This is a genomic window from Klebsiella sp. KPN54798, assembly GCF_021184225.1.
In the GTDB taxonomy this organism is placed as follows: Bacteria; Pseudomonadota; Gammaproteobacteria; order Enterobacterales; family Enterobacteriaceae; genus Klebsiella; species Klebsiella pneumoniae.
This window is the reverse complement of sequence record NZ_CP089234.1, coordinates 3,482,708-3,505,507: the sequence shown is the minus strand read 5'-3', so window position 1 is coordinate 3,505,507 and position 22,800 is coordinate 3,482,708. Positions and strand designations below refer to the sequence as shown.

The 22,800-nt window shown below is 56.2% G+C and carries 18 protein-coding genes; 8 read left to right on the top strand and 10 right to left on the bottom strand.

The annotated features are described in order from the left end of the window. Nucleotides 1-173: 173 nt before the first annotated feature. From ldtD to LPQ25_RS16985, 3 genes are all read left to right on the top strand, one after another. On the top strand, nucleotides 174-1,964 hold the full coding sequence (ldtD, locus tag LPQ25_RS16995) for a L,D-transpeptidase (protein ID WP_002898195.1): 1,791 nt from the start codon (nucleotides 174-176) through the stop codon (nucleotides 1,962-1,964). 302 nt (nucleotides 1,965-2,266) lie between these two features. Then, entirely contained in the window at nucleotides 2,267-2,818 is a 552-nt protein-coding gene (locus tag LPQ25_RS16990; protein WP_002898198.1) for a YcbK family protein, read from the top strand. A gap of 13 nt (nucleotides 2,819-2,831) precedes the next feature. Beyond that, nucleotides 2,832-3,479, top strand: coding sequence for an MBL fold metallo-hydrolase (locus LPQ25_RS16985; RefSeq protein ID WP_002898200.1), 648 nt, complete (start codon nucleotides 2,832-2,834; stop codon nucleotides 3,477-3,479). A gap of 68 nt (nucleotides 3,480-3,547) precedes the next feature. Here the strand turns inward: LPQ25_RS16985 and LPQ25_RS16980 are convergent, their stop codons facing one another. The 4 genes from LPQ25_RS16980 to LPQ25_RS16965 form a co-directional block, all read right to left on the bottom strand. After that, the gene (locus LPQ25_RS16980; RefSeq protein WP_002898202.1) at nucleotides 3,548-4,738 is read right to left on the bottom strand and encodes an amino acid aminotransferase; all 1,191 of its coding nucleotides are present in this window, start codon (nucleotides 4,736-4,738) and stop codon (nucleotides 3,548-3,550) included. 187 nt (nucleotides 4,739-4,925) lie between these two features. Beyond that, nucleotides 4,926-6,005 (bottom strand): porin OmpK35, encoded by a 1,080-nt coding sequence (gene ompK35, locus LPQ25_RS16975; protein WP_004141771.1) that lies wholly within the window; start codon nucleotides 6,003-6,005, stop codon nucleotides 4,926-4,928. 591 nt (nucleotides 6,006-6,596) lie between these two features. Further along, nucleotides 6,597-7,997 (bottom strand): asparagine--tRNA ligase, encoded by a 1,401-nt coding sequence (asnS, locus tag LPQ25_RS16970; protein WP_002898206.1) that lies wholly within the window; start codon nucleotides 7,995-7,997, stop codon nucleotides 6,597-6,599. Between the two features lie 175 nt (nucleotides 7,998-8,172). Continuing rightward, a complete protein-coding gene (locus LPQ25_RS16965; protein WP_015874602.1) occupies nucleotides 8,173-8,634 on the bottom strand; it encodes an Lrp/AsnC family transcriptional regulator in 462 nt (153 codons plus the stop codon). A gap of 371 nt (nucleotides 8,635-9,005) precedes the next feature. Here LPQ25_RS16965 and dpaL point away from each other — a divergent pair, with 371 nt between their 5' ends. From dpaL to LPQ25_RS16945, 4 genes are all read left to right on the top strand, one after another. Then, nucleotides 9,006-10,157 carry a diaminopropionate ammonia-lyase gene (gene dpaL, locus LPQ25_RS16960; RefSeq protein WP_014907893.1) on the top strand — a complete coding sequence of 384 codons (1,152 nt, stop codon included), beginning with the start codon at nucleotides 9,006-9,008 and terminating at the stop codon, nucleotides 10,155-10,157. 122 nt (nucleotides 10,158-10,279) lie between these two features. After that, nucleotides 10,280-11,569, top strand: coding sequence for an aromatic amino acid transport family protein (locus LPQ25_RS16955; protein ID WP_032419136.1), 1,290 nt, complete (start codon nucleotides 10,280-10,282; stop codon nucleotides 11,567-11,569). Nucleotides 11,570-11,593: 24 nt separating this feature from the next. Next, nucleotides 11,594-12,832 (top strand): Zn-dependent hydrolase, encoded by a 1,239-nt coding sequence (locus LPQ25_RS16950; RefSeq protein ID WP_014907891.1) that lies wholly within the window; start codon nucleotides 11,594-11,596, stop codon nucleotides 12,830-12,832. An 18-nt stretch (nucleotides 12,833-12,850) separates the two neighbouring features. Beyond that, entirely contained in the window at nucleotides 12,851-14,017 is a 1,167-nt protein-coding gene (locus LPQ25_RS16945; RefSeq protein ID WP_014907890.1) for a M20 aminoacylase family protein, read from the top strand. A 42-nt stretch (nucleotides 14,018-14,059) separates the two neighbouring features. Here the strand turns inward: LPQ25_RS16945 and pncB are convergent, their stop codons facing one another. Further along, nucleotides 14,060-15,262: a nicotinate phosphoribosyltransferase gene (gene pncB / locus LPQ25_RS16940; protein WP_002898217.1), complete on the bottom strand. Its 1,203-nt coding sequence runs from the start codon at nucleotides 15,260-15,262 to the stop codon at nucleotides 14,060-14,062. Nucleotides 15,263-15,588: 326 nt separating this feature from the next. On the opposite strand from pncB, the gene pepN reads away from it, so the two are divergent. Continuing rightward, nucleotides 15,589-18,204, top strand: a complete 2,616-nt coding sequence (gene pepN / locus LPQ25_RS16935) for an aminopeptidase N (protein WP_002898220.1) — start codon at nucleotides 15,589-15,591, stop codon at nucleotides 18,202-18,204. A gap of 204 nt (nucleotides 18,205-18,408) precedes the next feature. Here pepN and ssuB read toward each other — a convergent pair whose 3' ends face one another. The 5 genes from ssuB to ssuE are packed head-to-tail and all read right to left on the bottom strand — an operon-like array spanning nucleotide 18,409 to nucleotide 22,653. Next, entirely contained in the window at nucleotides 18,409-19,182 is a 774-nt protein-coding gene (ssuB, locus tag LPQ25_RS16930; protein WP_004150838.1) for an aliphatic sulfonates ABC transporter ATP-binding protein, read from the bottom strand. Next, a complete protein-coding gene (gene ssuC, locus LPQ25_RS16925) occupies nucleotides 19,179-19,970 on the bottom strand; it encodes an aliphatic sulfonate ABC transporter permease SsuC (protein WP_004141755.1) in 792 nt (263 codons plus the stop codon). The genes ssuB and ssuC overlap by 4 nt, the downstream gene beginning before the upstream one ends. 10 nt (nucleotides 19,971-19,980) lie before the next feature. Next, complete coding sequence (gene ssuD / locus LPQ25_RS16920) at nucleotides 19,981-21,126, bottom strand: FMNH2-dependent alkanesulfonate monooxygenase (RefSeq protein WP_014907889.1); 1,146 nt, start codon at nucleotides 21,124-21,126, stop codon at nucleotides 19,981-19,983. Beyond that, complete coding sequence (locus tag LPQ25_RS16915; RefSeq protein WP_004224027.1) at nucleotides 21,123-22,085, bottom strand: sulfonate ABC transporter substrate-binding protein; 963 nt, start codon at nucleotides 22,083-22,085, stop codon at nucleotides 21,123-21,125. Before LPQ25_RS16915 ends, ssuD begins: the two co-directional genes overlap by 4 nt. Continuing rightward, complete coding sequence (gene ssuE, locus LPQ25_RS16910; protein ID WP_002898296.1) at nucleotides 22,078-22,653, bottom strand: NADPH-dependent FMN reductase; 576 nt, start codon at nucleotides 22,651-22,653, stop codon at nucleotides 22,078-22,080. The genes LPQ25_RS16915 and ssuE overlap by 8 nt, the downstream gene beginning before the upstream one ends. Between the last annotated feature and the right edge of the window lie 147 nt (nucleotides 22,654-22,800).

The following is a 22,800-nucleotide window of genomic DNA, read 5'->3' as shown; positions in this document are numbered from 1 at the left end:
CGCTGAAAAGGGCAACGTTAAGTTGCCCTTTTTGCTATCCAGCTTGCTATGCCAGGGTGGTATAATCTTTAAGCTTCTTTACATTAGGTAAGGCAAAAGCCTTTTCGTCTTTATATACTGTGTTAAAGCCCACGAATTTGTGGGCGGCAATGTGTGACAACAGGGGGCAAGGGATGTTGCTTAAGAAACGATATGGTCGTCCATTGTCAGCGCTCAGTCTGAGCCTGGCAATGGCATTTGCTCCGCTGTTCAATGTCCAGGCCGCAGAGCCTGAAGTCGTACCAGGTGATAGCTCCGCTACGCCTGGAGAGCTTTCCGTCGCGCTGTCGCAAAGCGACGGGCAATCGCCGGCGGTCGCGAAGCTGGCCGGTGAGCAGCCGCTGTCGATGGAAGCCGCGGCGAACAGTCGCGCCCAGATCGAAGCGCTATTGCCGGCTGGCTACAAACCCGTCTTTATGAATCCGCTGGTCTCGCTATACGCCGCCAGGGATATGAAACCGATGTGGGAAAACCGCGAGGCGGTGCAGGCATTCCAGCAGCAGCTGGCGGAGATCGCCATCGCCGGTTTTCAGCCGCAGTTTACCACCTGGGTCAGTCTGCTGACCGATCCTGCCGTCACCGGTATGGCGCGCGATGTGGTGTTGTCTGATGCCATGATGGGCTATCTGCACTTTATCAGCGGCATCCCCACCCAGGGGACCCGCTGGTTATATAGCTCGACACCGTACAAGATGGCGACCCCGCCGCTGTCGGTGATTAACCAGTGGCAGCTGGCGCTGGATAATGGCTCCCTGCCGGCGTTTATCGCCGGCCTGGCGCCGCGTCATCCGCAGTATGAGGCCATGCACCAGTCGCTGCTGGCGCTGGTGGCTGATTCACGTCCATGGCCGCAGATGACCGGCAGCGGCTCGCTGCGTCCGGGAGAATGGAGCAATGATATCGGCGCGCTGCGCGAGATCCTCCAGCGTACCGGGATGCTGGAAAATTCCGCCAATATCGTTCTGCCCGGCGACGTGGTGAGTCCTTCGGCGAAGAAAAAGAGCAAGCCCGCGGCGCGCGGTGTGTACGATCGCCAGCTGGTGGAGGGCGTTAAGCGCTTTCAGGCCATGCAGGGGCTGGGGGCGGATGGGGTCATCGGCCAATCCACCCGTGACTGGCTCAATGTCTCATCGGCGCAGCGCGCTGGCGTGCTGGCGCTGAACATTCAGCGTCTACGTCTGCTGCCAGGCAAACTATCGACCGGTATCATGGTGAATATTCCCGCGTTTTCGCTGGTCTATTACCAGGACGGCAGTCAGGTGCTGGCCTCGCGGGTGATCGTCGGACGTCCGGACCGCAAGACGCCGATGATGAGCAGCGCGCTGAACAACGTAGTGGTCAATCCGCCGTGGAACGTACCGCCCACCCTGGCGCGCAAAGATATTCTGCCGAAGGTGCGTAATAATCCTGGCTATCTGGAGCAGCATGGCTACACCGTGATGCGCGGCTGGAACAGTAAAGAGACCATCGATCCTTACCGGGTTGACTGGTCAACCATCACCGAGAACAATTTACCGTTCCGTTTTCAGCAGGCGCCTGGGGCACGTAATTCACTGGGGCGTTACAAGTTTAATATGCCGAGTTCGGATGCTATCTATCTGCACGATACGCCGAACCATAATCTGTTTCAGAAGGATGTCCGTGCGCTCAGTTCCGGCTGCGTCAGGGTCAATAAAGCCTCGGAGCTGGCCAATATGCTGCTGCAGGACGCGGGCTGGAATGACACGCGCATTTCCGACGCCCTGAAGCAGGGGGATACGCGCTATGTCAATATTCGGCAAAATATACCGGTGAATTTATATTACTTAACGGCGTTTGTGGACGCTGATGGACGTACACAATATCGAACAGATATTTACAATTACGATATCACCGCGCGATCCAGCGCACAAATTCTGACGAAAGCGGAACAATTAATCAGGTAAATGAAGTAGTTCAATGGATTTTGTTGTCCTAGCACTGGGTAAAAAAGGGCGCTGCACCTCTGCAGCGCCCGATTTTCCTGGGGTGAGGCTGCCTTGACGTTGGCAATAATGCCCGGTAAGGTGCCTTTCGTGCGCCAGAAGTGCATATACATATCATTCCGCTCAATGCGTAGCGCGGTTAGCGCGAACGTTCTCCTTTGCCGGGCAACATCTCGGTCGTGGCGAGCGATAGCGAGCTGATCCTGGCATCGCGCAAAGCGGAAAAAGTATATAACGATTCATTGACTGTAGACCTGATTATCATGGACAAATTTGACGCTAATCGCCGCAGATTGCTGGCGTTGGGTGGCGCTGCGCTGGGTGCTGCCGCCATTCTCCCTGCGCCGGCATTTGCCACCCTCTCGACCCCCCGTCCGCGTATTTTGACGCTGAATAACCTGCATACCGGTGAATCGCTCAGGGCGGAGTTTTTCGATGGCAGAGGCTATATTCAGGATGAATTAGCAAGACTTAACCATTTTTTCCGTGACTATCGCGCGAATAAAATTAAGTCCATCGATCCAAATCTGTTCGATCATCTTTATCGGTTGCAGGGACTACTTGGCACCAACAAACCTGTCCAGCTTATCTCTGGCTATCGTTCCCTCGATACCAACGATGAGCTTCGCGCACGAAGCCGTGGTGTAGCGAAACACAGCTATCACACCAAGGGGCAGGCGATGGATTTCCATATTGAAGGTATTTCGTTAAGCAATATTCGCAAAGCGGCGTTATCTATGCGCGCAGGTGGTGTAGGATATTACCCACGTAGTAACTTTGTGCATATTGATACCGGTCCCGTAAGGCACTGGTAACGAAAGGAGCGTCATGAACTATCGTATTATTCCGGTTACCGCGTTCGCGCAGAACTGTTCTCTTATCTGGTGCGGGCAAACCCGGCTGGCGGCGCTGGTCGATCCTGGCGGCGATGCTGAACGTATCAAAGCGGTGGTGGCGGAGGCTGGCGTCACGCTGATGCAGATCCTGCTGACGCATGGCCACCTCGATCACGTTGGCGCCGCGGCTGAACTGGCGCAGCATTATGGCGTACCGGTTATTGGTCCGGAAAAAGAGGATGAGTTCTGGCTGGAAGGATTACCGGCGCAAAGCCGGATGTTCGGCCTGGAGGATTGCCAACCGCTGCGTCCGGATCGCTGGCTCAATGAAGGCGATGTGGTCAATGTGGGGAATGTGGCGCTGCAGGTGCTGCACTGCCCGGGCCATACGCCGGGCCATGTGGTCTTTTTTGATGACGCCTCCCGACTGCTGATCTCCGGAGACGTGATTTTCAAAGGCGGGGTGGGACGCAGCGATTTTCCGCGCGGCGACCATGGGCAGCTGATTGCGGCTATCAAGGAAAAGCTGTTGCCGCTGGGCGATGATGTGACCTTTATTCCCGGCCATGGTCCGCTGTCGACGCTGGGTGAGGAACGCCGTAATAACCCGTTTCTGCAGGATGAGATGCCGGTCTGGTAACAGACATGACGCGAACACATAAAAAAGGCCGCATTCGCGGCCTTTTTCTTTATACCGAATACTATCGCTTACAGTACGGCGACGATGGCTTCGCACAGCGGCGCCATATTGTCAGGCGTCATCCCGGCCACGTTGATACGTCCGGAAGCTACCGCATAGATGGCGAACTCTTCACGCAGGCGCAGCACCTGCTCTTTAGTCAGGCCGCTGAATGAGAACATGCCGTTCTGCTGGCTGATAAAGCTGAAGTCGCGGCTCGCGCCTTTCTCCTGCAGGGTATTGACGAACAGCAGACGCATACGCTGGATGCGCTGGCGCATATCGGTCAGTTCCTGCTCCCAGATTGCCCGTAGCGCATCGTTGCTCAGAATGGTGGCGACCACGGAGGCGCCATGCGCAGGCGGGTTCGAGTAGTTGGCGCGGATCACCGACTTCATCTGACTGAAGGCGCGGTCTACAGTCTCTTGATCCGCGGCGACCAGAGTGCAGGCGCCGACGCGCTCGTTGTACAGGCCAAAGTTTTTCGAGTAGGAGCTGGCGACCAGCAGCTCTTTATGTAGAGCAGCAAAAGCGCGTAGCCCTTCAGCATCTTCTTCCAGACCGCGGGCGAAGCCCTGGTAGGCGAAATCGAACAGCGGTAGCCAGCCTTTTTCCACCGACAGCTGCGCCAGCTGCTGCCACTGATCGAGCGTCGGATCGATACCGGTCGGGTTGTGGCAGCAGCCGTGGAACAGTACCACGTCGCCCGCCTGGGCTTCGTTCAGGCTGGCCAGCAGACCATCAAAGTCCAGCGCGTGGTTAGCCGCGTCGTAGTATGCGTATTCGCGCACTTCCAGCCCGGCAGAGGTGAATACGCTTTTATGGTTCGGCCAGCTCGGATTACTTACCCACACACGTTTCACGTCGGTGTTTTTGGCGAGGAAGTCTGCGGCGACACGCAGCGCACCGGTACCGCCCGGTGTCTGCGCGGTGCGGGCGCGTTTATCAGCGATAATCGCATTGCCTTTACCGAACAGCAGCTCCTGGGTGCAGCGACCAAATTCAGGAATACCATCGATGCCCAGATAGTTTTTAGTCGTTTCATTTTCCAGCAGATACTGCTCTGCTTTTTTGACGCTGGTCAGAACGGGCGTTTTACCGGTTTCATCCTTGTAAACACCAATTCCGAGGTTAATTTTTTCAGGGCGGTCATCGGCACGAAACAGATCGGCCAGACCTAAAATCGGGTCGGCTGGGGCGGCGGTAATGTTCTCAAACATGACGAGGTTCCATTGTGATTACTGAAGGGAAATCCGCTATCAGGTTAACGGGAGAATAACGAATTGCCAACCGTTTGCGACAAAAAGCGCGAAGGTTTTCGAAAGAGACGATCTTTGTCTCACGAATACAGAAAAGCAGGACCGAAGTCCTGCTTTGAAGGCATATCACGAAGGGGTGTACTGCAGATTAGAACTGGTAAACGATACCCACGGCCGCCTGGTCGTCAGTGGCGACACCAGCCGCTTTGGTGTAATCGTTGTCGTCCAGCTGGTTGAATTTATACGCAGCGTAGACGTTCATGTTCTTGTTAAAGTAGTACCAGGTACCCACTTCGATGTATTTAACCAGATCCGCATCGCCGCCGGAGAAGCCAGCACGCGACTGCAGGTCCTTGCCTTTGGTCTGTACGTAGCCGATGGACGGACGCAGGCCGAAGTCAAACTGATACTGTACAACTGCTTCAAAGTTCTGAGTTTTACCGGCGAAGTGGTTATCTTCTTCCGGAGTCATGTTGTAAGTCTGGGAGTACATGACGGCCGCATAGATGTTGTTAGCGTCATATTTTGCAGAGGTCGCCCAGGCTTCGGCTTTGTCGCCATTGCCGTCAGCTTTCTGATCGACGCTACGGTTAGAGCTGGAGTAGCCTGCAGACAGTGCGATACCGTTGTCGAACGCGTAGGTGGCTGCGGTGCTGAAGCCGTCGCCATTCTGCTTGCGAATCGCACGGTCGTGGTCGTTTTTACCCTGGTACTGCAGCGCGAAGCTCAGACCGTCAACCAGACCGAAGAAGTCGGAGTTACGGTAGGTTGCGACGCCGTTGGTACGACCGGTCATGTAGTTGTCGGTGTAGTTCCAGCCGTCACCGCCCCATTCAACCAGCATATCGGTTGCCGCTTCGACGTCGTAGATCGCGCCGTAGTTACGGCCATAGTCGAATGAACCGTATTCGCCCGCTTTCAGGCCCGCGAACGCCAGACGGGTTTTTGTGGTCTGGGAACCTTCAACATTGGACGCGTCCATGTTGTATTCCCACTGGCCGTAGCCGATCAGCTGATCGTTAATCTGAGTTTCGCCTTTCAGGCCGATACGGGCATAGGTGGTATCGTCGCTGCTGGTGTCGCCATTGGTGGTCCAGACGTGCTCGCCGACCATTTTTCCATAGAAGTCCAGTTTGTTGCCGTTTTTGTTATAGATTTCTGCAGCGTTGGCTGCACCGGCTACCAGCAGGGCAGGGATCACCACTGCCAGAATATTGCGCTTCATCATTATTTATTACCCTCATTAATATTTTTTATATGAACACGTGCCACTGCCGTCAATAAGTTCTGTCAATAAAAACTTACAGAACCATTGATGAGAGTTTGGTGTCTGAAGGCATCTTTCCATCCGCGACAACGTTTCGCTAGCCGGAAAATGCTACGAATATCTCATATGAGTAACAAAACGAAAAATCATGTAACTAAATGTGTATTTAACGGAACTTTGTGAACTTAATCAAAATTCCGTTCCACCGGATAAGGGAAAACGCGATTACTTATCTATCTATATGAATTATTTATGATTAATTTGGCTAAGCGGCAATTCGTTCATTTTGTGTATTGAATTCGTATTCTTTTTATTCAGTCTCTGTCTTTGCAAGATGTGCGGGTAAAGGTCAAAAAATGAGCAAATTTATCAGCCATTTTGCTCTGTTATGAACATAAAGTGCGATCTACATCACCAGGATGCACCGAAACAGTGCGTAACATAATTGTGATTTCCAGGTCTTGATGTTTAAGGTTGTTGAATTTTACTAACAGTAATTGACATAAAAAAAGGCCAGCTTGCGCTGGCCTTTCAGATTGATGTCAGAAAAATTTAGAATGTCGCGTTGCGCGGCGTCCGCGGGAACGGAATAACATCGCGGACGTTCTGCACGCCGGTGACGTAAGCGATGAGGCGTTCGAAGCCCAGACCGAAGCCGGAATGCGGCACGGTGCCGTAGCGACGCAGGTCGCGATACCACCAGTAGTCTTCTTTGTTAAGCCCCATCTCTGCCATACGCGCGTCAAGCACGTCGAGACGCTCTTCACGCTGGGAACCGCCGATAATCTCGCCGATGCCCGGCGCCAGAACGTCCATTGCCGCGACGGTTTTACCGTCTTCGTTAAGGCGCATATAGAACGCTTTAATGTCTTTCGGGTAGTTTTTCACCACCACCGGCGCTTTGAAGTGCTCTTCGGCCAGGTAACGTTCGTGCTCAGAGGAGAGATCCACGCCCCAGTACACCGGGTTCTCGAACTGTTTGCCGCAGTTTTCCAGAATGGTGACGGCGTCGGTGTAATCCACCTGGGCAAAATCAGCGGTGATAAAGCGCTGCAGACGGTCGATAGCGTCTTTATCCACGCGCTCGGCGAAGAACTGCATGTCGTCCGCACGCTCTTCCAGTACCGCTTTGAAGACGTACTTGAGCATCGCTTCCGCCAGGCCGGCAACGTCGTTCAGGTTGGCGAAGGCCACTTCCGGCTCCAGCATCCAGAATTCCGCCAGGTGGCGGCTGGTGTTGGAGTTCTCGGCGCGGAAGGTCGGGCCGAAGGTATAAATCTTCGACAGCGCACAGGCGTAGGTCTCGCCGTTCAGCTGGCCGGAAACGGTCAGGAACGACTCTTTACCGAAGAAGTCTTTGTCGAAATCGACTTTGCCCTGATCGTTACGCGGCAGGTTTTCCAGATCCAGCGTCGACACGCGGAACATTTCGCCGGCGCCTTCGGTATCGGAGGCGGTGATCAGCGGGGTGGAAACCCAGAAGAAGCCCTGTTCGTTGAAGAAGCGGTGCAGCGCCTGCGCCAGGGTGTGACGCACGCGGGCTACCGCGCCAATCAGGTTGGTGCGCGGACGCAGGTGCGCTACTTCACGCAGATACTCGATGCTGTGGCGCTTGGCCGCCATCGGGTAGGTGTCCGGGTCTTCCACCCAGCCGGTCACTTCCACGCTGGTCGCCTGGATCTCAAAGCTTTGACCTTGACCCTGAGAAGCTACGACTTTACCGGTGACAATCACCGAGCAGCCGGTGGTCAGACGCAGCACTTCCTGATTGTAATTGGGCAGAGAATTATTAATAACGGCCTGTACAGGATCAAAGCAGGAACCGTCATAGACGGCGAGGAAAGAAAAGCCAGCTTTAGAATCTCGGCGGGTACGCACCCATCCGCGGACCGTGACTTCGCTGTCAACGGCAACGCGGCCCTGGAGTACGTCGGCTACAGGCACAACGCTCATAATAATCTCTCTATGTAGTCCAATAAAAAAGTCTCTTCCCCCAACAGCGGGGGGATATCTATGTTACCTGTCATCTTCCATCAGACAAGTAGATTTCGCACAGGGAAGGGTGGATTTCGGAAATAAATACACCTCCGGGGCGTTCTTTGGCTCCCCATGTCGACTTTTACACGACTTACTCGATAATGACCGTCATTTCCTGCTTCGCATTTTGCATCGACACGATGGTCCGGAAAGACTTGATATTTCCCGAGGCAAAAAAGAGTTCACGGGTTAGCGCTTCGTATTCCGCCATATCACGGACGTTGATCACGAGCAGGAAATCGAAGTCGCCAGTGACATAGTAGACCTGCTGCACTTGCGGACAGGTTACGAAACGCTGTTTATCCTCCTCAAGCAGATCGAGACGTTCATTCTCAATGGTCACCTGCACCATAATGGTGATTGGTCTTCCCACTTTACTGGCGTCCACTAAGCTAACACTGCGTTTAATCACTCCTGCATCCTCCAGTGCAGCGATACGCCGATTGACTGCCGAAGGAGACAGGCTGATCCGATCGGCGATCTCCCGTTGCGACAAGCGATTATTACGCTGCAAGAGCGTAAGAATTTTTTTATCCCATGCGTCAAGTTTCATCATATATCTCGTCCTGCAAGCCTGTGATCAACCTCACTAATGCAACGTTGTTGCGTGAGAATGATAAAACAGAGTGAAAATTGCGGCGCGATGGGCAACTTTGCGCCAATTAACCGCCGGGCGCAGTGTACCATCACAGGCAGTGGGAAAGCGGTATATCGCGACAAAAAGCCTCTCACATTCTGACTTAACCAATTTAAAGCGACCGTCCTGTCTCAGGCCGCACGGATCCGTGCACCCGTTGTTTAGGCGGAATGGTCGCAAATAACGTTATCGTCGCAGGACGATATGAAAATAGAGGTGCCTGAATAGTGGACACAATTAAATTTCAACTTAACGCCCGGCGGCAGCCCTATGGCCAGGGAGCAGACTTGAGTCTGCTGAATGAAAGCGTGGGGAACGAAGTGCTGGTATTCCATCAAAAATTTCCTGATTACCGGGTCACGCCGCTGCGTAAGCTGGAATTTTTAAGCCAGCGGCTGGGGCTGGGATCGATCCATATAAAAGATGAAGCGCAGCGATTCGGTTTGAATGCGTTTAAAGGATTAGGCGGATCTTATGCGATGGGGAAATATCTCGCCGCTCTGCTTGAGCGAGATATTAATACGTTGAGCTTTGCCGAGCTTAATTCACCAGTGATTAAGGCGCGTATCAAGGACATCGTATTTGTGACTGCTACCGACGGTAACCACGGACGTGGCGTGGCGTGGGCGGCTGAGCAGCTTGGGCTGCGTGCGGTGGTGTATATGCCAAAGGGCTCGTCACCGGTACGCGCGCAGAATATTCGCCGGCATGGCGCCGAATGCACGATTACTGAACTGAACTACGACGACACAGTTCGGCTGGCGGCCAAAACCGCGCGCGAGCAGGGATGGGTTCTACTCCAGGATACCGCCTGGCAGGGCTACGAGCAGATCCCTACATGGATCATGCAAGGCTATATGACCCTCGCTGTTGAAATCTGGCAGCAGCTGGCAGAAAGCGGAGCGTCGATGCCGACGCATCTGTTTTTACAAGCCGGGGTCGGGTCGTTTGCCGGTAGCATCATGGGATATTTCATCGAAAAGATGCAGCAGCAGGCTCCCACCATCATCATCGTTGAGCCGCACAAGGCGAACTGCCTGTTTCGCTCGGCAACCATTAATGACGGACTGCCGCACAGCGTCGGCGGGGATATGTCAACCCTGATGGCCGGGCTTGCCTGTGGTGAACCTAATATCACCAGCTGGCCAATGCTCCGCGACCATGCCACCTGTTTTATTTCCGCCGACGATTGTCTGGCGGCCAACGGCATGCGCCTGTTGGCCGCTCCGCGACCAGGTACTGACGAACCTTTTGTCTCCGGGGAATCCGGCGCTATTGGCACAGGAGTGCTTTATGCGCTGATGACTCAACCGGCGTATCGCGAGCTTGCCGAATCGCTGCGCCTGAATGCCGATGCACAGGTTCTGTTAATCAGCACGGAAGGAGATACATCACCCGATGTCTATGAAGACATCGTCTGGTTTGGCCGTAATGGTTGAGCGCTATCGACAATAACAAGGGGGCCATCTTACCTACCCTACAAGCCCTCGGTATGACAAGCGTTCTGACTCATAACGAAAACATACGCGCTTTCGCGTCATGCATAGAGAGAACCTGACCGATGAATACTGAAAATATAATTATCAATAAAGGATATTCCGATCCCGCAAAGTGGCATAGCGAAGATACCGTTTGGGTCCTTGGCCTGTTCGGTACCGCCATTGGCGCTGGGGTGCTGTTTCTGCCGATTAATGCCGGAATTGGCGGCTTCTGGCCGCTGCTGATTGTTTTTGTCCTCGCTTTTCCTATTACTTATCTGGCTCACCGCGGTCTGGCGAGATTCATTTACTCTTCCAATACGCCGGAAAGCAGTATTACCGATGTTATTGGCGAGCATTTTGGCGCGCTGGCGGGAAAAGTATTTACCGTCATCTATTTCTTCGCCGTCTATACCATTCTGATTATGTATGCGGTAGCTATCACCAACACCGCGCAGAGCTTTATCACCCACCAGTTGGCAATGGCCGAGCCTCCCCGGTCGCTGGTGGCCATCGTTCTGATCCTCGGGCTGATGTTTATCGTCCGTTTCGGACAGCGTTTGATAATGCGGGTGATGAGCACCCTGGTTTATCCCTTCATCATCTCGCTTATTTTTATGGCACTTTTTCTGATTCCGCACTGGAACGGCGCAATTTTGCAAACCGTAAGCTTCAGCGCCACGGGCGATACGCAGGGGATCATATTATCCCTGTGGATGACCTTCCCGGTACTGGTGATGTCGTTTAACCACTATCCCATCATTTCGCCGATGGTGGTGCGCCAGAAGCAGCGTTACGGTCTGGCGCTCGCTGAGGGTAAATGTGCGCAGATCCAGCGCTACGGTATCCTGCTCATGACGGTGGTGGTGCTGTTTTTTGTTCTCAGCTGCGTGTTAAGCCTGTCGCCGCAGCAACTGGCGGAAGCCAAAGCCCAGAATCTGTCGATTTTGTCCTATCTGGCCAATCAGTACGATACACCGATTATTGCCTGGCTATCGCCGATTATCGCCTTTGTCGCTATTACTAAATCATTTCTTGGCCACTACATCGGCGCCTATGAATCGCTGCGCGACCTGATTCTGGAGGCCGCCGCCGCACGCGGGAAAAAACCTGGTATTCGCCTCGTCGACGCGGTCATCCTGGTGTTTATGGTGCTTACCTGCTGGTTCGCCGCGTACAAGAACCCCAGTATCCTCGGTATTATCGAATGCATCAGCGGTCCCACCGGGGCGGCAATTCTGCTGCTGTTGCCTATGTACGCCATTCATAAATTACCGGTGCTTGCCCCCTGGCGCGGTAAAGCGAGCAACGTTTTCGTCACCCTGATCGGTCTTATCACCGTATCTGCCATTTTTTACGGCATGTTCCAATAACCACCATTATTAGCGAGATGTTATATGAGTCATTATCTGCAGATTAACGGCCAACGGCTTATCGATTCCCTGTATGCACTTGGCGAACATGGTGCGCTGCCAGGCGGCGGCGTATGCCGCCTGGCAGCGACTGCCGAAGATAAAGCCGGCAGGGACTTTGTTGTAGCCCGCATGAAGGCGCTGGGCCTGAGCGTGTCAATTGATGCTATCGGCAATGTCACCGGCGTTTATCACGGCGAGGAGACGTTGCCGATGGTGATGATGGGGTCACATATCGATACCGTCGCCACCGGTGGGTTATACGATGGCAACTACGGCGTTATGGCCGGCCTTGAGGTGATTGCCACCCTCCAGGATGCCGGGATCCGCACCCGACGACCGTTGGCGGTAACCTTCTTTACTAACGAGGAGGGGGTGCGATTTCAGCCCGATATGATGGGCAGCGTGGTGTTTGCCGGCGAGTATCCGTTGGCGCAGGCGCTCGCGGCAAAAGATCTCGACGGTATCACGCTCGATGAAGCGCTGCGTAACATTGGTTATAAAGGCGAACGTCAGCCGGGAGATATGGCGGTAGATAGCTACGTTGAGCTGCATATCGAACAGGGACCAATTCTTGATAAAGAGCAGATTGATATTGGCGTGGTTACCGGCGTACAGGGTATTTCGTGGCAGGAATTTACCCTGAGAGGCGTATCGAATCATGCGGGTACTACCCCAATGTCCATGAGACGTGATGCCGGGCTGGCGGCTGCGAAAATCGCTGTTTTTGCCCGTGAGCTGGCGCTAAGCCTTGGTGGCGATCAAGTAGCTACCGTTGGACATTTCAGCGTGAAGCCTAATCTAATCAACGTCATTCCCAACCATGTCGTCATGTCAGTGGATCTCCGCAATACCGATAATGCGATCTTATGTCTGGCGGAGCAGCAATTGGCCGAATTTGTCACGAAAACGTCGCAGGAAGAGGGCGTGGAGATAACCAGCCGCTCACTGGTGCGCTTTAATCCGGTCATCTTTGCCGATGAGATCGTCAATGCGGTGGAAGCCGAGGCGGAGCGTCAGGCGCTCAGTTACCGACGTTTGCCAAGCGGCGCCGGACACGATGCACAATTTATGGCGTCGGTATGTCCCGCCGGGATGATTTTTGTCCCCTGCGTCGATGGCATTAGCCATAACGTCAAAGAACATAGCGCAGCCAAAGATCTGATTGCTGGCGCCAATGTGCTGCTGCAGGTGGTTTTACAGCGCGCCCAGCGTATGGACTAATGTTTACAGGAGCAGAGAATGAATCAGCAACAGCTAAAGCAGCAGCTTATCGCCTGGCGTCACTATTTGCATGCCCATCCGGAAAGCGCCTTCGAGGAGCAGAATACTTCACGGTTTATTGCCGAAAAGCTCGAAGCTATGGGCATTGAGGTGCACCGCGATATTGGCAAAACCGGGGTGGTGGGGAGATTGAAATGCGGCGACGGGAAGGGCGTTATTGCTATTCGTGCCGATATCGATGCCATTCAATTGACCGAACAGGGAGACTGGTCTTACCGCTCCATGACCGCCGAGCGGATGCACGGCTGCGGACATGATGGTCATACCTGCATTGCGCTGGGCGCGGCGCAGTTGCTATTGCAGCGGCAGAATTTTAACGGCACGGTCTGCTTTGTTTTTCAGCCTGCTGAGGAACCTGGCTATGGCGCCAGAGCGATGATGGACGATGGCGTTATTGAACGCTTTGGCATAGAGGAAATCTACGGTCTGCATAATATGCCGGGTATGAAAGCCGGGACTATCGCCACGCGAGTCGGTGGCATTATGGCCAGTGAAGATAACTTTATTATTCGTATTAAAGGGCAGGGAGCGCATGCGGCGCGGCCGCATATGGCGAAAGATCCGCTGGTCATTGCGGCGGAAATCATCCTGGCTTTGCAGACAATTGTTTCGCGAAATGTTGATCCGAACGTGCCAGCGGTCATTTCCTGTACTGAACTGCACACCGATGGCATCCGCAATGCGATTCCGACGCACGTCGAAATCAAAGGGGATACGCGCAGCTTTGCACCGGAGGTACAGATGCTGCTCGAAGAACGAATGCGTACCATTAGCGAAGCGATTTGCGCGATGCACGGTGCGACGTGCCAGTTCAGCTATACCCATGAATTTGCGCCAACGGTGAACTTGCAGCAATGCGTTGATGTAGCGGTCACCGCTGCGATTAACGTGGTAGGGGCTGAGAAGGTGGACGGCAACGTCGCACAGATGATGATTTCGGAAGATTTTGGCGCTTTTCTGCAAAAAATCCCCGGCTGTTTCATCTTTTTAGGCAACGGCGATAGTTCAGATGCTCAGGGCAATACACCGTTGCATAATGCCTGCTACGACTTTAATGATGAGATATTGCTAACTGGCGCGGAGTATTTTGCCGAGGTCGTCAGAACCCGTCTGCCGCAGGAGTGATATTGATTGGCCCGATAGCAGAATGCCGTCGGGCCAAGTTTTTTAGCTTGCCTTTTTAATCGGCGGCAGGTCGAACGCTTCGCGCAGGGCGCGGACGAAGGCCTTATCGTGGCAGATGGTTTTCCCCGGGCTGTCGGAGAGTTTCGCCACCGGCTTGCCGTTACATTCCACCAGCTTAATCACGATATTGAGCGGTTTAACCTGCGGCAGATCGCAGGTTAAACGGGTGCCGATCCCAAAGCTGAGCTTCACCCGCGAGGCGAAGTGGCGATACAGATCGACGGCTTTCGCCAGGTCGAGATTATCGGAGAAGACCAGCACTTTGCTCAGCGGATCGATACCCAGCTTCTGATAATGGGCGATAGCTTTTTCTCCCCATTCCACCGGGTCGCCGGAATCGTGGCGCAACCCCTGATAGCGGGTGGCGAATTCCGGACCGAAATCGCGCAGGAACGCATCCATAGTGATGCAGTCGGTCAGCGCGATACCCAGCTGGTCGGGATACTCTTCCAGCCAGGCGGCAAGGGCCGCCCGCTGGCTGCTGGCAAGGCTCGGGCTGATCTGCTGGTGGGCCTGGAACCACTCATGGGCCTGGGTACCCATCGGGGTTAAATTCAGACGGCGCGCCAGATCGTAATTGCTGGTGCCGACAAACCATGGTTCCTGCTGCAGACGCCGCACAATACCTTCCTGCACCTCGCGTGAGAAACGACGGCGGGTGCCGAAGTCCATCAGACGGAAGGCGCTCATGTCGAGGTCAGCGGTCATGGTGGCGAAGTCGCCTAGCTTATGTTCCAGCGTGTTGAGCGCCTGATCGACGCCCATCTCTGGTGAACGATAGCGATGGACCAACTCGCTTATCACCGCCAGCAGCGGGACTTCCCACATGATGGCTTCCCGCCATGGGCCGGTAAGGCGAATGTTCAGCTTACCATTGTCATTGCTGACCGTGACCTGGCTCGGGTCATAGCGAAAATCGCGCAGCCAGTTGAGGTAATCCTGGCGAAAAAAGGGAAGGGTGGACAGCCAGCGATATTCATCATCCCGCAGCCTCAGGTCGCGCATGGACTCCACCTGCTCGCGGATCGCGTCGGCATAGATGCCGAGCAGGTCGTCTCCGCGGCAGCGAAACTCCGCCGCCACATGCACATCGCCGTAGCGGTGGAAGACAGCCTGCTGCATGTGCAGCTTATAGGCATCCGTATCAAGCAGCGAGTGCAGTACAGGAGAAGTGAATTGTGTCATGGTGCGCAGTAGCATCCTCTCACTGGAGCGTTCCATCGAAACCAACGCGGAAAATGGAGGCGGAGTATACCTTTATTACCCGACTCTGTCCCGCGATGGCGAGCAATGGTGACGCTGACGGTCATTTGCGAGGCCTAGTTTAATATATTGAACATGGATCACACCACAAGCTTTGCGTCGGGTCGAGGGCATTTCGTGCCGCGAGTGTTAACAAAATGTAGCAATTTCCGTGTTTCACGTTGAAAAGATGAAGATTCTGCATAGCGCGATTGACACAACAGGAATAGACTGGGACGACACTTTACCGAAGATGCTAAAGGTTTTTTATGACACAACAGCCCCAAGCCAAATACCGCCACGACTATCGTGCGCCGGAGTATCTGATTAGCGATATCGATTTGACCTTTGACCTGGATGCCGCAAAAACCGTTGTTACGGCCGAGAGCAAGGTCTCCCGCCACGCGGCTGCGTCTGATGTGCCATTGCGCCTGGACGGCGAAGATCTGACCCTGATCGCTCTGCAGGTGAACGGCCAGCCGTGGAGTGACTATAAAGAAGAAAACAATCAGCTGGTGATCGGCGGCCTGCCGGAGCATTTCACCCTGACCATCGTCAATGAGATCAGCCCGGCGGCGAACACCGCGCTGGAAGGCCTGTATCAGTCAGGCGAAGCGCTGTGCACCCAGTGCGAAGCGGAAGGTTTCCGCCATATCACCTGGTATCTGGACCGTCCGGATGTGCTGGCGCGCTTTACCACCAAAATTATCGCCGATAAAGCGAAATACCCGTTCCTGCTTTCCAACGGCAACCGTATGGCGGAAGGGGAGCTGGAGAATGGTCGTCACTGGGTACAGTGGCAGGATCCGTTCCCGAAGCCGTGCTACCTGTTTGCGCTGGTGGCCGGTGATTTTGACGTCCTGCGCGATTCATTCCGCACCCGCTCTGGCCGCGAAGTGGCGCTGGAGCTGTACGTCGATCGCGGCAACCTCGATCGCGCGCCCTGGGCGATGACCTCGCTGAAAAACTCTATGAAGTGGGATGAGGAGCGCTTTGGCCTCGAGTACGACCTCGATATCTATATGATTGTCGCCGTCGACTTCTTTAATATGGGTGCCATGGAGAACAAAGGACTCAACGTCTTTAACTCCAAATATGTTCTGGCTCGTACCGATACCGCCACCGATAAAGACTACCTCGATATTGAGCGCGTGATTGGTCATGAATATTTCCATAACTGGACCGGCAACCGCGTCACCTGTCGTGACTGGTTCCAGCTCAGCCTGAAAGAGGGGCTGACCGTGTTCCGCGATCAGGAGTTCAGTTCCGACCTCGGCTCACGGGCGGTGAACCGCATCAACAACGTGCGCACCATGCGCGGGCTGCAGTTTGCCGAAGACGCCAGCCCGATGGCGCACCCGATCCGTCCGGATATGGTTATCGAGATGAACAACTTCTACACCCTGACGGTCTATGAAAAGGGTGCCGAAGTGATCCGCATGTTGCACACCCTGCTGGGTGAAGAAAACTTCCAGAAAGGGATGCAGCTGTACTTTGAACGCCATGACGGCAGCGCCGCCACCTGCGACGATTTCGTGCAGGCGATGGAAGATGCCTCTAACGTCGACCTGTCGCACTTCCGCCTCTGGTACAGCCAGTCCGGTACGCCAATCGTCACCGTGCATGACGACTATAATCCGGAGACCGAGCAGTATACGTTGACCATCAGCCAGCGTACGCCGCCGACCGCCGAGCAGGCCGAGAAGCAGCCGCTGCATATCCCGTTTGCCATTGAGCTGTACGATAACGAGGGCAAGGTGATCCCCCTGCAGAAGGGCGGTCACCCGGTACACCCGGTGCTTAATGTGACCCAGGCCGAGCAGACGTTTGTCTTCGATAACGTTTATTTCCAGCCGGTGCCGGCGCTGCTGTGCGAATTTTCAGCGCCTGTGAAACTGGAATACAAGTGGAGCGATCAGCAGCTGACCTTCCTGATGCGTCACGCGCGGAATGATTTCTCGCGCTGGGATGCGGCGCAGAGCCTGCTGGCGACTTACATCAAGCTGAACGTCAACCGCCATCAGCAGGGGCAGCCGCTGTCGCTGCCGGTGCACGTAGCGGATGCCTTCCGCGCCATCCTGCTGGATGAGAAGATTGATCCGGCGCTGGCCGCTGAGATCTTAACCCTGCCGTCAGCCAACGAAATCGCCGAGATGTTCGCGATTATCGATCCGATCGCCATCGCCGCCGTGCGCGAAGCGCTCACCCGCACCCTGGCGAACGAACTGGCGGACGAATTCCTCGCGGTTTATAACGCCAATAAGCTCGACAGCTATCGGGTGGAGCACGCCGATATTGGTAAACGTGCTCTGCGCAATACCTGCCTGCGCTATCTGGCGTTTGCGGAACCGACGCTGGGCGATAAGCTGGTGGCGACGCAGTATCACCAGGCAGATAACATGACCGACGCGCTGGCCGCCCTGTCGGCGGCGGTTGCCGCTGAGTTGCCGTGCCGCGATGCGCTGATGCAGGAGTACGATGACAAATGGCATCAGGACGGTCTGGTGATGGATAAGTGGTTTATCCTGCAGTCCACCAGCCCGGCAGCCAACGTGGTGGAAACCGTGCGCGGTCTGCTGAACCACCGTTCGTTCAGCATGAGCAACCCGAACCGTGTGCGCTCGTTAATCGGCGCTTTCGCCAGCAGCAACCCGGCGGCGTTCCATGCTGAAGATGGCAGCGGCTATCAGTTCCTGGTGGAGATGCTGACCGAGCTTAACCAGCGTAACCCGCAGGTGGCGTCGCGCCTGATTGAGCCGTTGATTCGTCTGAAGCGTTATGATGAGAAGCGACAGGCGCTGATGCGCGCCGCGCTGGAGCAGCTGAAGGGGCTGGAGAATCTCTCTGGCGACCTGTTCGAGAAAATCAGTAAGGCGCTGGCGTAACGGTGCCATAACCCCGGATTGCGGCGCGCCTTGCGCCCTGTCCGGGTTACCCGTTAGCGTGGTGATGTTGTCGGGCGGCGCGATGCTTACCCGACCTGGAATACACGGCTGATTTGGCGTTGGTAGCCCGGCTGTGCAACGCGCGAGCCGGGGACATGTCGGATGACGATATGCCCCCGTTCAGACAGCAGACAGTTACGCCGGTCAGCCATGACTAAACAAACGCGGCGCACGCTCGCTGTCGCCGCGTTTCATCACCCGATCCAGTACTTCAGCCTCCAGCTCGGCCAGCTTCGCCGAACCGGTGCGCCGCGGTCGCGGGATATCCACGCTTAAATCGAGGCCAATCTTCTTCTCTTCAATTAACAGTACCCGATCGGCCATGGCCACCGCTTCACTGACGTCGTGCGTGACCAGCAGGACCGTAAAGCCATGCTCCTGCCACAGGGAGACGATCAGCTCCTGCATCTCCAGACGGGTGAGGGCATCCAGCGCCCCCAGCGGTTCGTCCAGCAGCAGCAGGCGCGGGCGATGGATCAGCGCGCGGGCCAGCGCAACGCGCTGCTTCTGCCCACCCGACAGCGCGGCCGGCCACTCCTGTGCGCGGCTTTCAAGTCCGACGCTGGCCAACGCCTGCAGGGCGGCGTCGCGCCAGGCGCCTTTTAACCCCAGCCCCACGTTATCAATCACTGTTTTCCACGGCAGCAGGCGCGCATCCTGAAACATCATCCGGGTGTCGTCCTGGATCGCCGCCAGGGGCGTCGCGCCAGCCAGCAGTTCGCCGGCGTTTGGTTTTTCCAGACCTGCCAGCAGGCGCAGCAGGGTACTTTTGCCGCCGCCGCTGCGGCCTACCACCGCCACAAACTGGCCGCTGGGAATATGCAGATCCAGCTCGTTAAGAATGGTGTTGTCGCCATAGCGTTTCGTCACCCCGTTCAGCAGCAGCGGGATACCTGGGTTGAGACGGGCAGTGTTCATGCGTTAGCCTCCTGAAGATGATACGCCGGATTCCAGCGCAGCCAGAGCCGTTCCAGCAGCTGGGCGCAGACGTCGGCCAGTTTGCCAAGGATGGCGTAAAGGATGATCGCCACTACCACCACGTCGGTTTGCAGAAATTCACGCGCGTTCATCGCCAGATAACCGATGCCGGCATTCGCCGAGATAGTTTCGGCGACAATAAGCGTCAGCCACATCAGACCAAGGGCAAAACGCACGCCGACCATAACTGAGGGCAGGGCGCCGGGTAATATCACGTGACGGAACAGGGCGAAGCCGGATAAGCCATAGCTGCGCGCCATCTCAACCAGCCCACGGTCAATATTGCGGATCCCGTGCCAGGTGTTGATATAGATCGGGAACAGGGTGCCCAGCGAGACAAGGAAGATCTTGGCGGTCTCATCGATGCCGAACCACAAGATCACCAGCGGGATCAGCGCCAGATGCGGGACATTGCGCAGCATCTGGATCGAGGTATCCAGCAGACGCTCGCCCCAGCGAGACAGGCCGCTGATCAGGCCGAGTATTAGCCCGATCGAGCCGCCGATGGCGAAGCCGACCAGCGCCCGCCATGAGCTGATGGCCAGATGCTGCCACAGCTCACCGCTGGCCGAGAGGGTCCAGAACGCTTTCAATACCCCCTCCGGCGAGGGCAGCACCCGCGTCGACAGCCAGCCGACGGACGAGGCCAGCTGCCAGACAATGACCGTCCCTACCGGCAGCAGCCATGGGGCGAGGCGTAACAACAGGGGATGGGTTGATTTTGCCATCACGGTCTCCTCAGCTTTGCGCTACTTTACGCGGAATAAACTCGTTGGCGACCGCTTCCCCCTGCACGCGCAGGTTTTGCGGCTGCGGGATGGACGGCACCGCGACGTCAAGCAGGGGGAACAGCAGCTCTCCGACCCGGTACGCCTCTTCCAGATGCGGATAGCCGGAAAAGATAAAGCTATCGATACCCAGCGCGGCGTATTCATTGATCCGTTCGGCAACGGTGGCGGCATCGCCCACCAGCGCGGTCCCGGCGCCGCCGCGCGCTAAACCCACGCCAGCCCACAGGTTGGGGCTGATTTCCAGCTTATCGCGTCGCCCGTTGTGCAGGGCCGCCATCCTTTGCTGGCCGACGGAGTCGGTTCTGGCGAAAGCCGCCTGGGCGCGGGCGATCGTCTCGTCGTCAAGATGGGAGATAAGGCTGTCCGCCGCCTGCCACGCTTCCTCGTTGGTTTCCCTGACGATCACGTGCAGACGGATGCCAAAACGCACCTGGCGACCATGCCGGGCGGCTTTCTCTCGCACCTGAGCTATTTTCTCTGCCACCTGGGCCGGCGGTTCTCCCCAGGTAAGATAAAGATCGACCTGCTCAGCGGCCAGCTCCTGCGCCACCTCAGACGAGCCGCCGAAATAGAGCGGTGGACGCGGCTGCTGCAGTGGCGGAAACAGCAGTTTGGCGTCGCGAACGCGCTGATGCTTGCCGTTAAAGGTGACGGTTTCTCCCTCCATCAGCTTGCGCCAGATGTGGGTAAATTCAGCCGAGGCCTCATAGCGCTCGGTGTGGTCGAGGAAGACGCCGTCGCCTGCCAGTTCGGCAGGATCGCTGCCGGTGACCAGATTGAACAGCGCCCGGCCGTTTGACAGCCGGTCCAGGGTCGCCGCCTGACGCGCGGCCACCGTCGGCGATACCACGCTTGGCCTGAGGGCGACAAGGAACTTCAGCCGCTGCGTCACCGGGATCATTGAGGCCGCGACCAGCCACGCATCCTCACAAGAGCGTCCGGTCGGGATCAGCACGCCGGTGAAGCCCAGCCGATCCGCCGTCTGCGCGATTTGCTGCAGATAGCCATAATCGACCGGACGGGCACCCTCTTCGGTACCCAGATAACGACCATCACCATGGGTCGGTAAAAACCAGAACATATTCAGACTCATGATTTCGCTCCTTGTGTGGCGGTGGGCTGCCAGATGCGGGCCCGGATATCAACTTTTTGTGGCACCAGCTTGTTCTCGTAGAACAGGTCTGCCGTCTGCTGCTGGCGAGCGGCGGTTTCGGCGCTCACCGGGGTAACCGCGGTGGGGGGACGATGGTCCAGATAGCTGGCGATCACCGCCTCCGGTAAGCCCATCGTTTTCGCCAGCAGCGTAATGCTTTGCGCGCGTTGGCTGTGGGTCAGGGCATCGGCCTGAGTAAAGGTGTCGAGTACGCCTTCAATGAAAGCGCCATTGCGTTCAGCGTAGGGCCGGGAAGCAAGATAGAAGGATCCCGTCTGTTTCAGATCGGTTCCGTCAGTGAGTACCCGGGCGCCGCCCTGCAGCAGCGCGGCGGAGTAGTACGGATCCCAGATGGCCCATGCGTCGACATTGCCCTGCTGGAAGGCGGCGCGCGCATCGGCGGGGGCAAGGTAAACCGGCTGAATATCGCTAAATTTCAGACCTGCGAGCTGCAGGGCGCGCAGCAGCAGATTGTGGGAGCTGGAGCCTTTCTGAAAAGCGACCTTTTTCCCTTTTAACTCAGCAACGTTATGAATCGGGCTGCCCTGCGCCACCAGGATCACCTCCGCCTTGGGCTTGGGCGGCTCCGCGCCGATATAGACCAAATCGGCGCCTGCCGCCTGGGCAAAGATAGGCGGAATATCGCCGGTACTGCCGATATCAATGCTGCCGACGTTCAGCGCCTCCAGCATCTGCGGACCGGCCGGGAACTCAATCCACGAGATATGGGTTTGCGGATAGCGCTGCTCCAGCAGCTGATGGCTCTTCGCCAGCACCATGCTGACGCTGCCTTTCTGGTAGCCGATGCGCAGAGCGTCAGGCGCCGCCGGGGCGGCGTGACCCAGCGTAGAGAATAGCAGCAGTCCGCCCAGAGTCAGGGCGCGGAGAGGATTAAGCATGCTCCACCCCACGCAGAGATGTTAACGACGGCGCACGGCTGCTGGGGCGATGCAGCGCCTGCCAGAAGGTCTCCAGGGCGTCATCAAGGCGCCGCTGCAGATTCGCGGTAAACTGCGGCTTATGCTGGTAATCGGTCACCTGGCTGTCATCAGCGAAGACGCCATGGAGGATCTCCTGGGCCTTGAGGGCATTCAGCACTGGCTTCAGCGCGTAGTCCACCGCCAGCATGTGAGCGATGGTCCCGCCGGTGGCGAGCGGCAGCACGATTTTGCCCTCCAGCGCTCGCTCAGGCAGCAGGTCGAGCAGCGTTTTCAGCGCGCCGGAGAACGAGGCTTTATACACCGGCGTGGCGATGATCAGGCCATCAGCCCCGGCCAGCTGTTCGTTGAGCGTCTGCAGCGCCGGGTTGTCAAAACGAGCGTACAGGAGGTCTTCCGGGGCAAAGTTCTGCAGATGCCAGTGGCAGACTTCGATATCGGCGGCGGTGAGCGTCTCTCTGGCGTATTCCAGCAAAGCGCTGGAACGGGAAGGGTAACGCGGGCTGCCCGCAAGCGTAATGACGCGCATCTCTCTCTCCTTATAACTAAATGTTTGCATTTATCTATAATTGATAACATTTATAGTGAGTGTGACAGAGGGCCATTATTTCCCTAAATGATTTATCCGCGGTTAGATAGCCGAAAAGCGCATAATGGCGCGCGGGGTAGGTAATCG

Excerpts from the sequence above, each read along its gene's own strand:
- LPQ25_RS16980 (WP_002898202.1), bottom strand. The coding sequence starts at position 4,738 with ATGTTTGAGAACATTACCGCCGCCCCAGCCGACCCGATTTTAGGTCTG.
- LPQ25_RS16985 (WP_002898200.1), top strand. The coding sequence starts at position 2,832 with ATGAACTATCGTATTATTCCGGTTACCGCGTTCGCGCAGAACTGTTCT.
- ssuE (WP_002898296.1), bottom strand. The coding sequence starts at position 22,653 with ATGCGCGTCATTACGCTTGCGGGCAGCCCGCGTTACCCTTCCCGTTCC.
- ldtD (WP_002898195.1), top strand. The coding sequence starts at position 174 with ATGTTGCTTAAGAAACGATATGGTCGTCCATTGTCAGCGCTCAGTCTG.
- ssuB (WP_004150838.1), bottom strand. The coding sequence starts at position 19,182 with ATGAACACTGCCCGTCTCAACCCAGGTATCCCGCTGCTGCTGAACGGG.
- LPQ25_RS16965 (WP_015874602.1), bottom strand. The coding sequence starts at position 8,634 with ATGAAACTTGACGCATGGGATAAAAAAATTCTTACGCTCTTGCAGCGT.
- ssuD (WP_014907889.1), bottom strand. The coding sequence starts at position 21,126 with ATGAGTCTGAATATGTTCTGGTTTTTACCGACCCATGGTGATGGTCGT.
- LPQ25_RS16950 (WP_014907891.1), top strand. The coding sequence starts at position 11,594 with ATGAGTCATTATCTGCAGATTAACGGCCAACGGCTTATCGATTCCCTG.
- asnS (WP_002898206.1), bottom strand. The coding sequence starts at position 7,997 with ATGAGCGTTGTGCCTGTAGCCGACGTACTCCAGGGCCGCGTTGCCGTT.
- pepN (WP_002898220.1), top strand. The coding sequence starts at position 15,589 with ATGACACAACAGCCCCAAGCCAAATACCGCCACGACTATCGTGCGCCG.
- LPQ25_RS16990 (WP_002898198.1), top strand. The coding sequence starts at position 2,267 with ATGGACAAATTTGACGCTAATCGCCGCAGATTGCTGGCGTTGGGTGGC.
- LPQ25_RS16945 (WP_014907890.1), top strand. The coding sequence starts at position 12,851 with ATGAATCAGCAACAGCTAAAGCAGCAGCTTATCGCCTGGCGTCACTAT.
- pncB (WP_002898217.1), bottom strand. The coding sequence starts at position 15,262 with ATGACACAATTCACTTCTCCTGTACTGCACTCGCTGCTTGATACGGAT.
- ompK35 (WP_004141771.1), bottom strand. The coding sequence starts at position 6,005 with ATGATGAAGCGCAATATTCTGGCAGTGGTGATCCCTGCCCTGCTGGTA.
- LPQ25_RS16955 (WP_032419136.1), top strand. The coding sequence starts at position 10,280 with ATGAATACTGAAAATATAATTATCAATAAAGGATATTCCGATCCCGCA.
- LPQ25_RS16915 (WP_004224027.1), bottom strand. The coding sequence starts at position 22,085 with ATGCTTAATCCTCTCCGCGCCCTGACTCTGGGCGGACTGCTGCTATTC.
- ssuC (WP_004141755.1), bottom strand. The coding sequence starts at position 19,970 with ATGGCAAAATCAACCCATCCCCTGTTGTTACGCCTCGCCCCATGGCTG.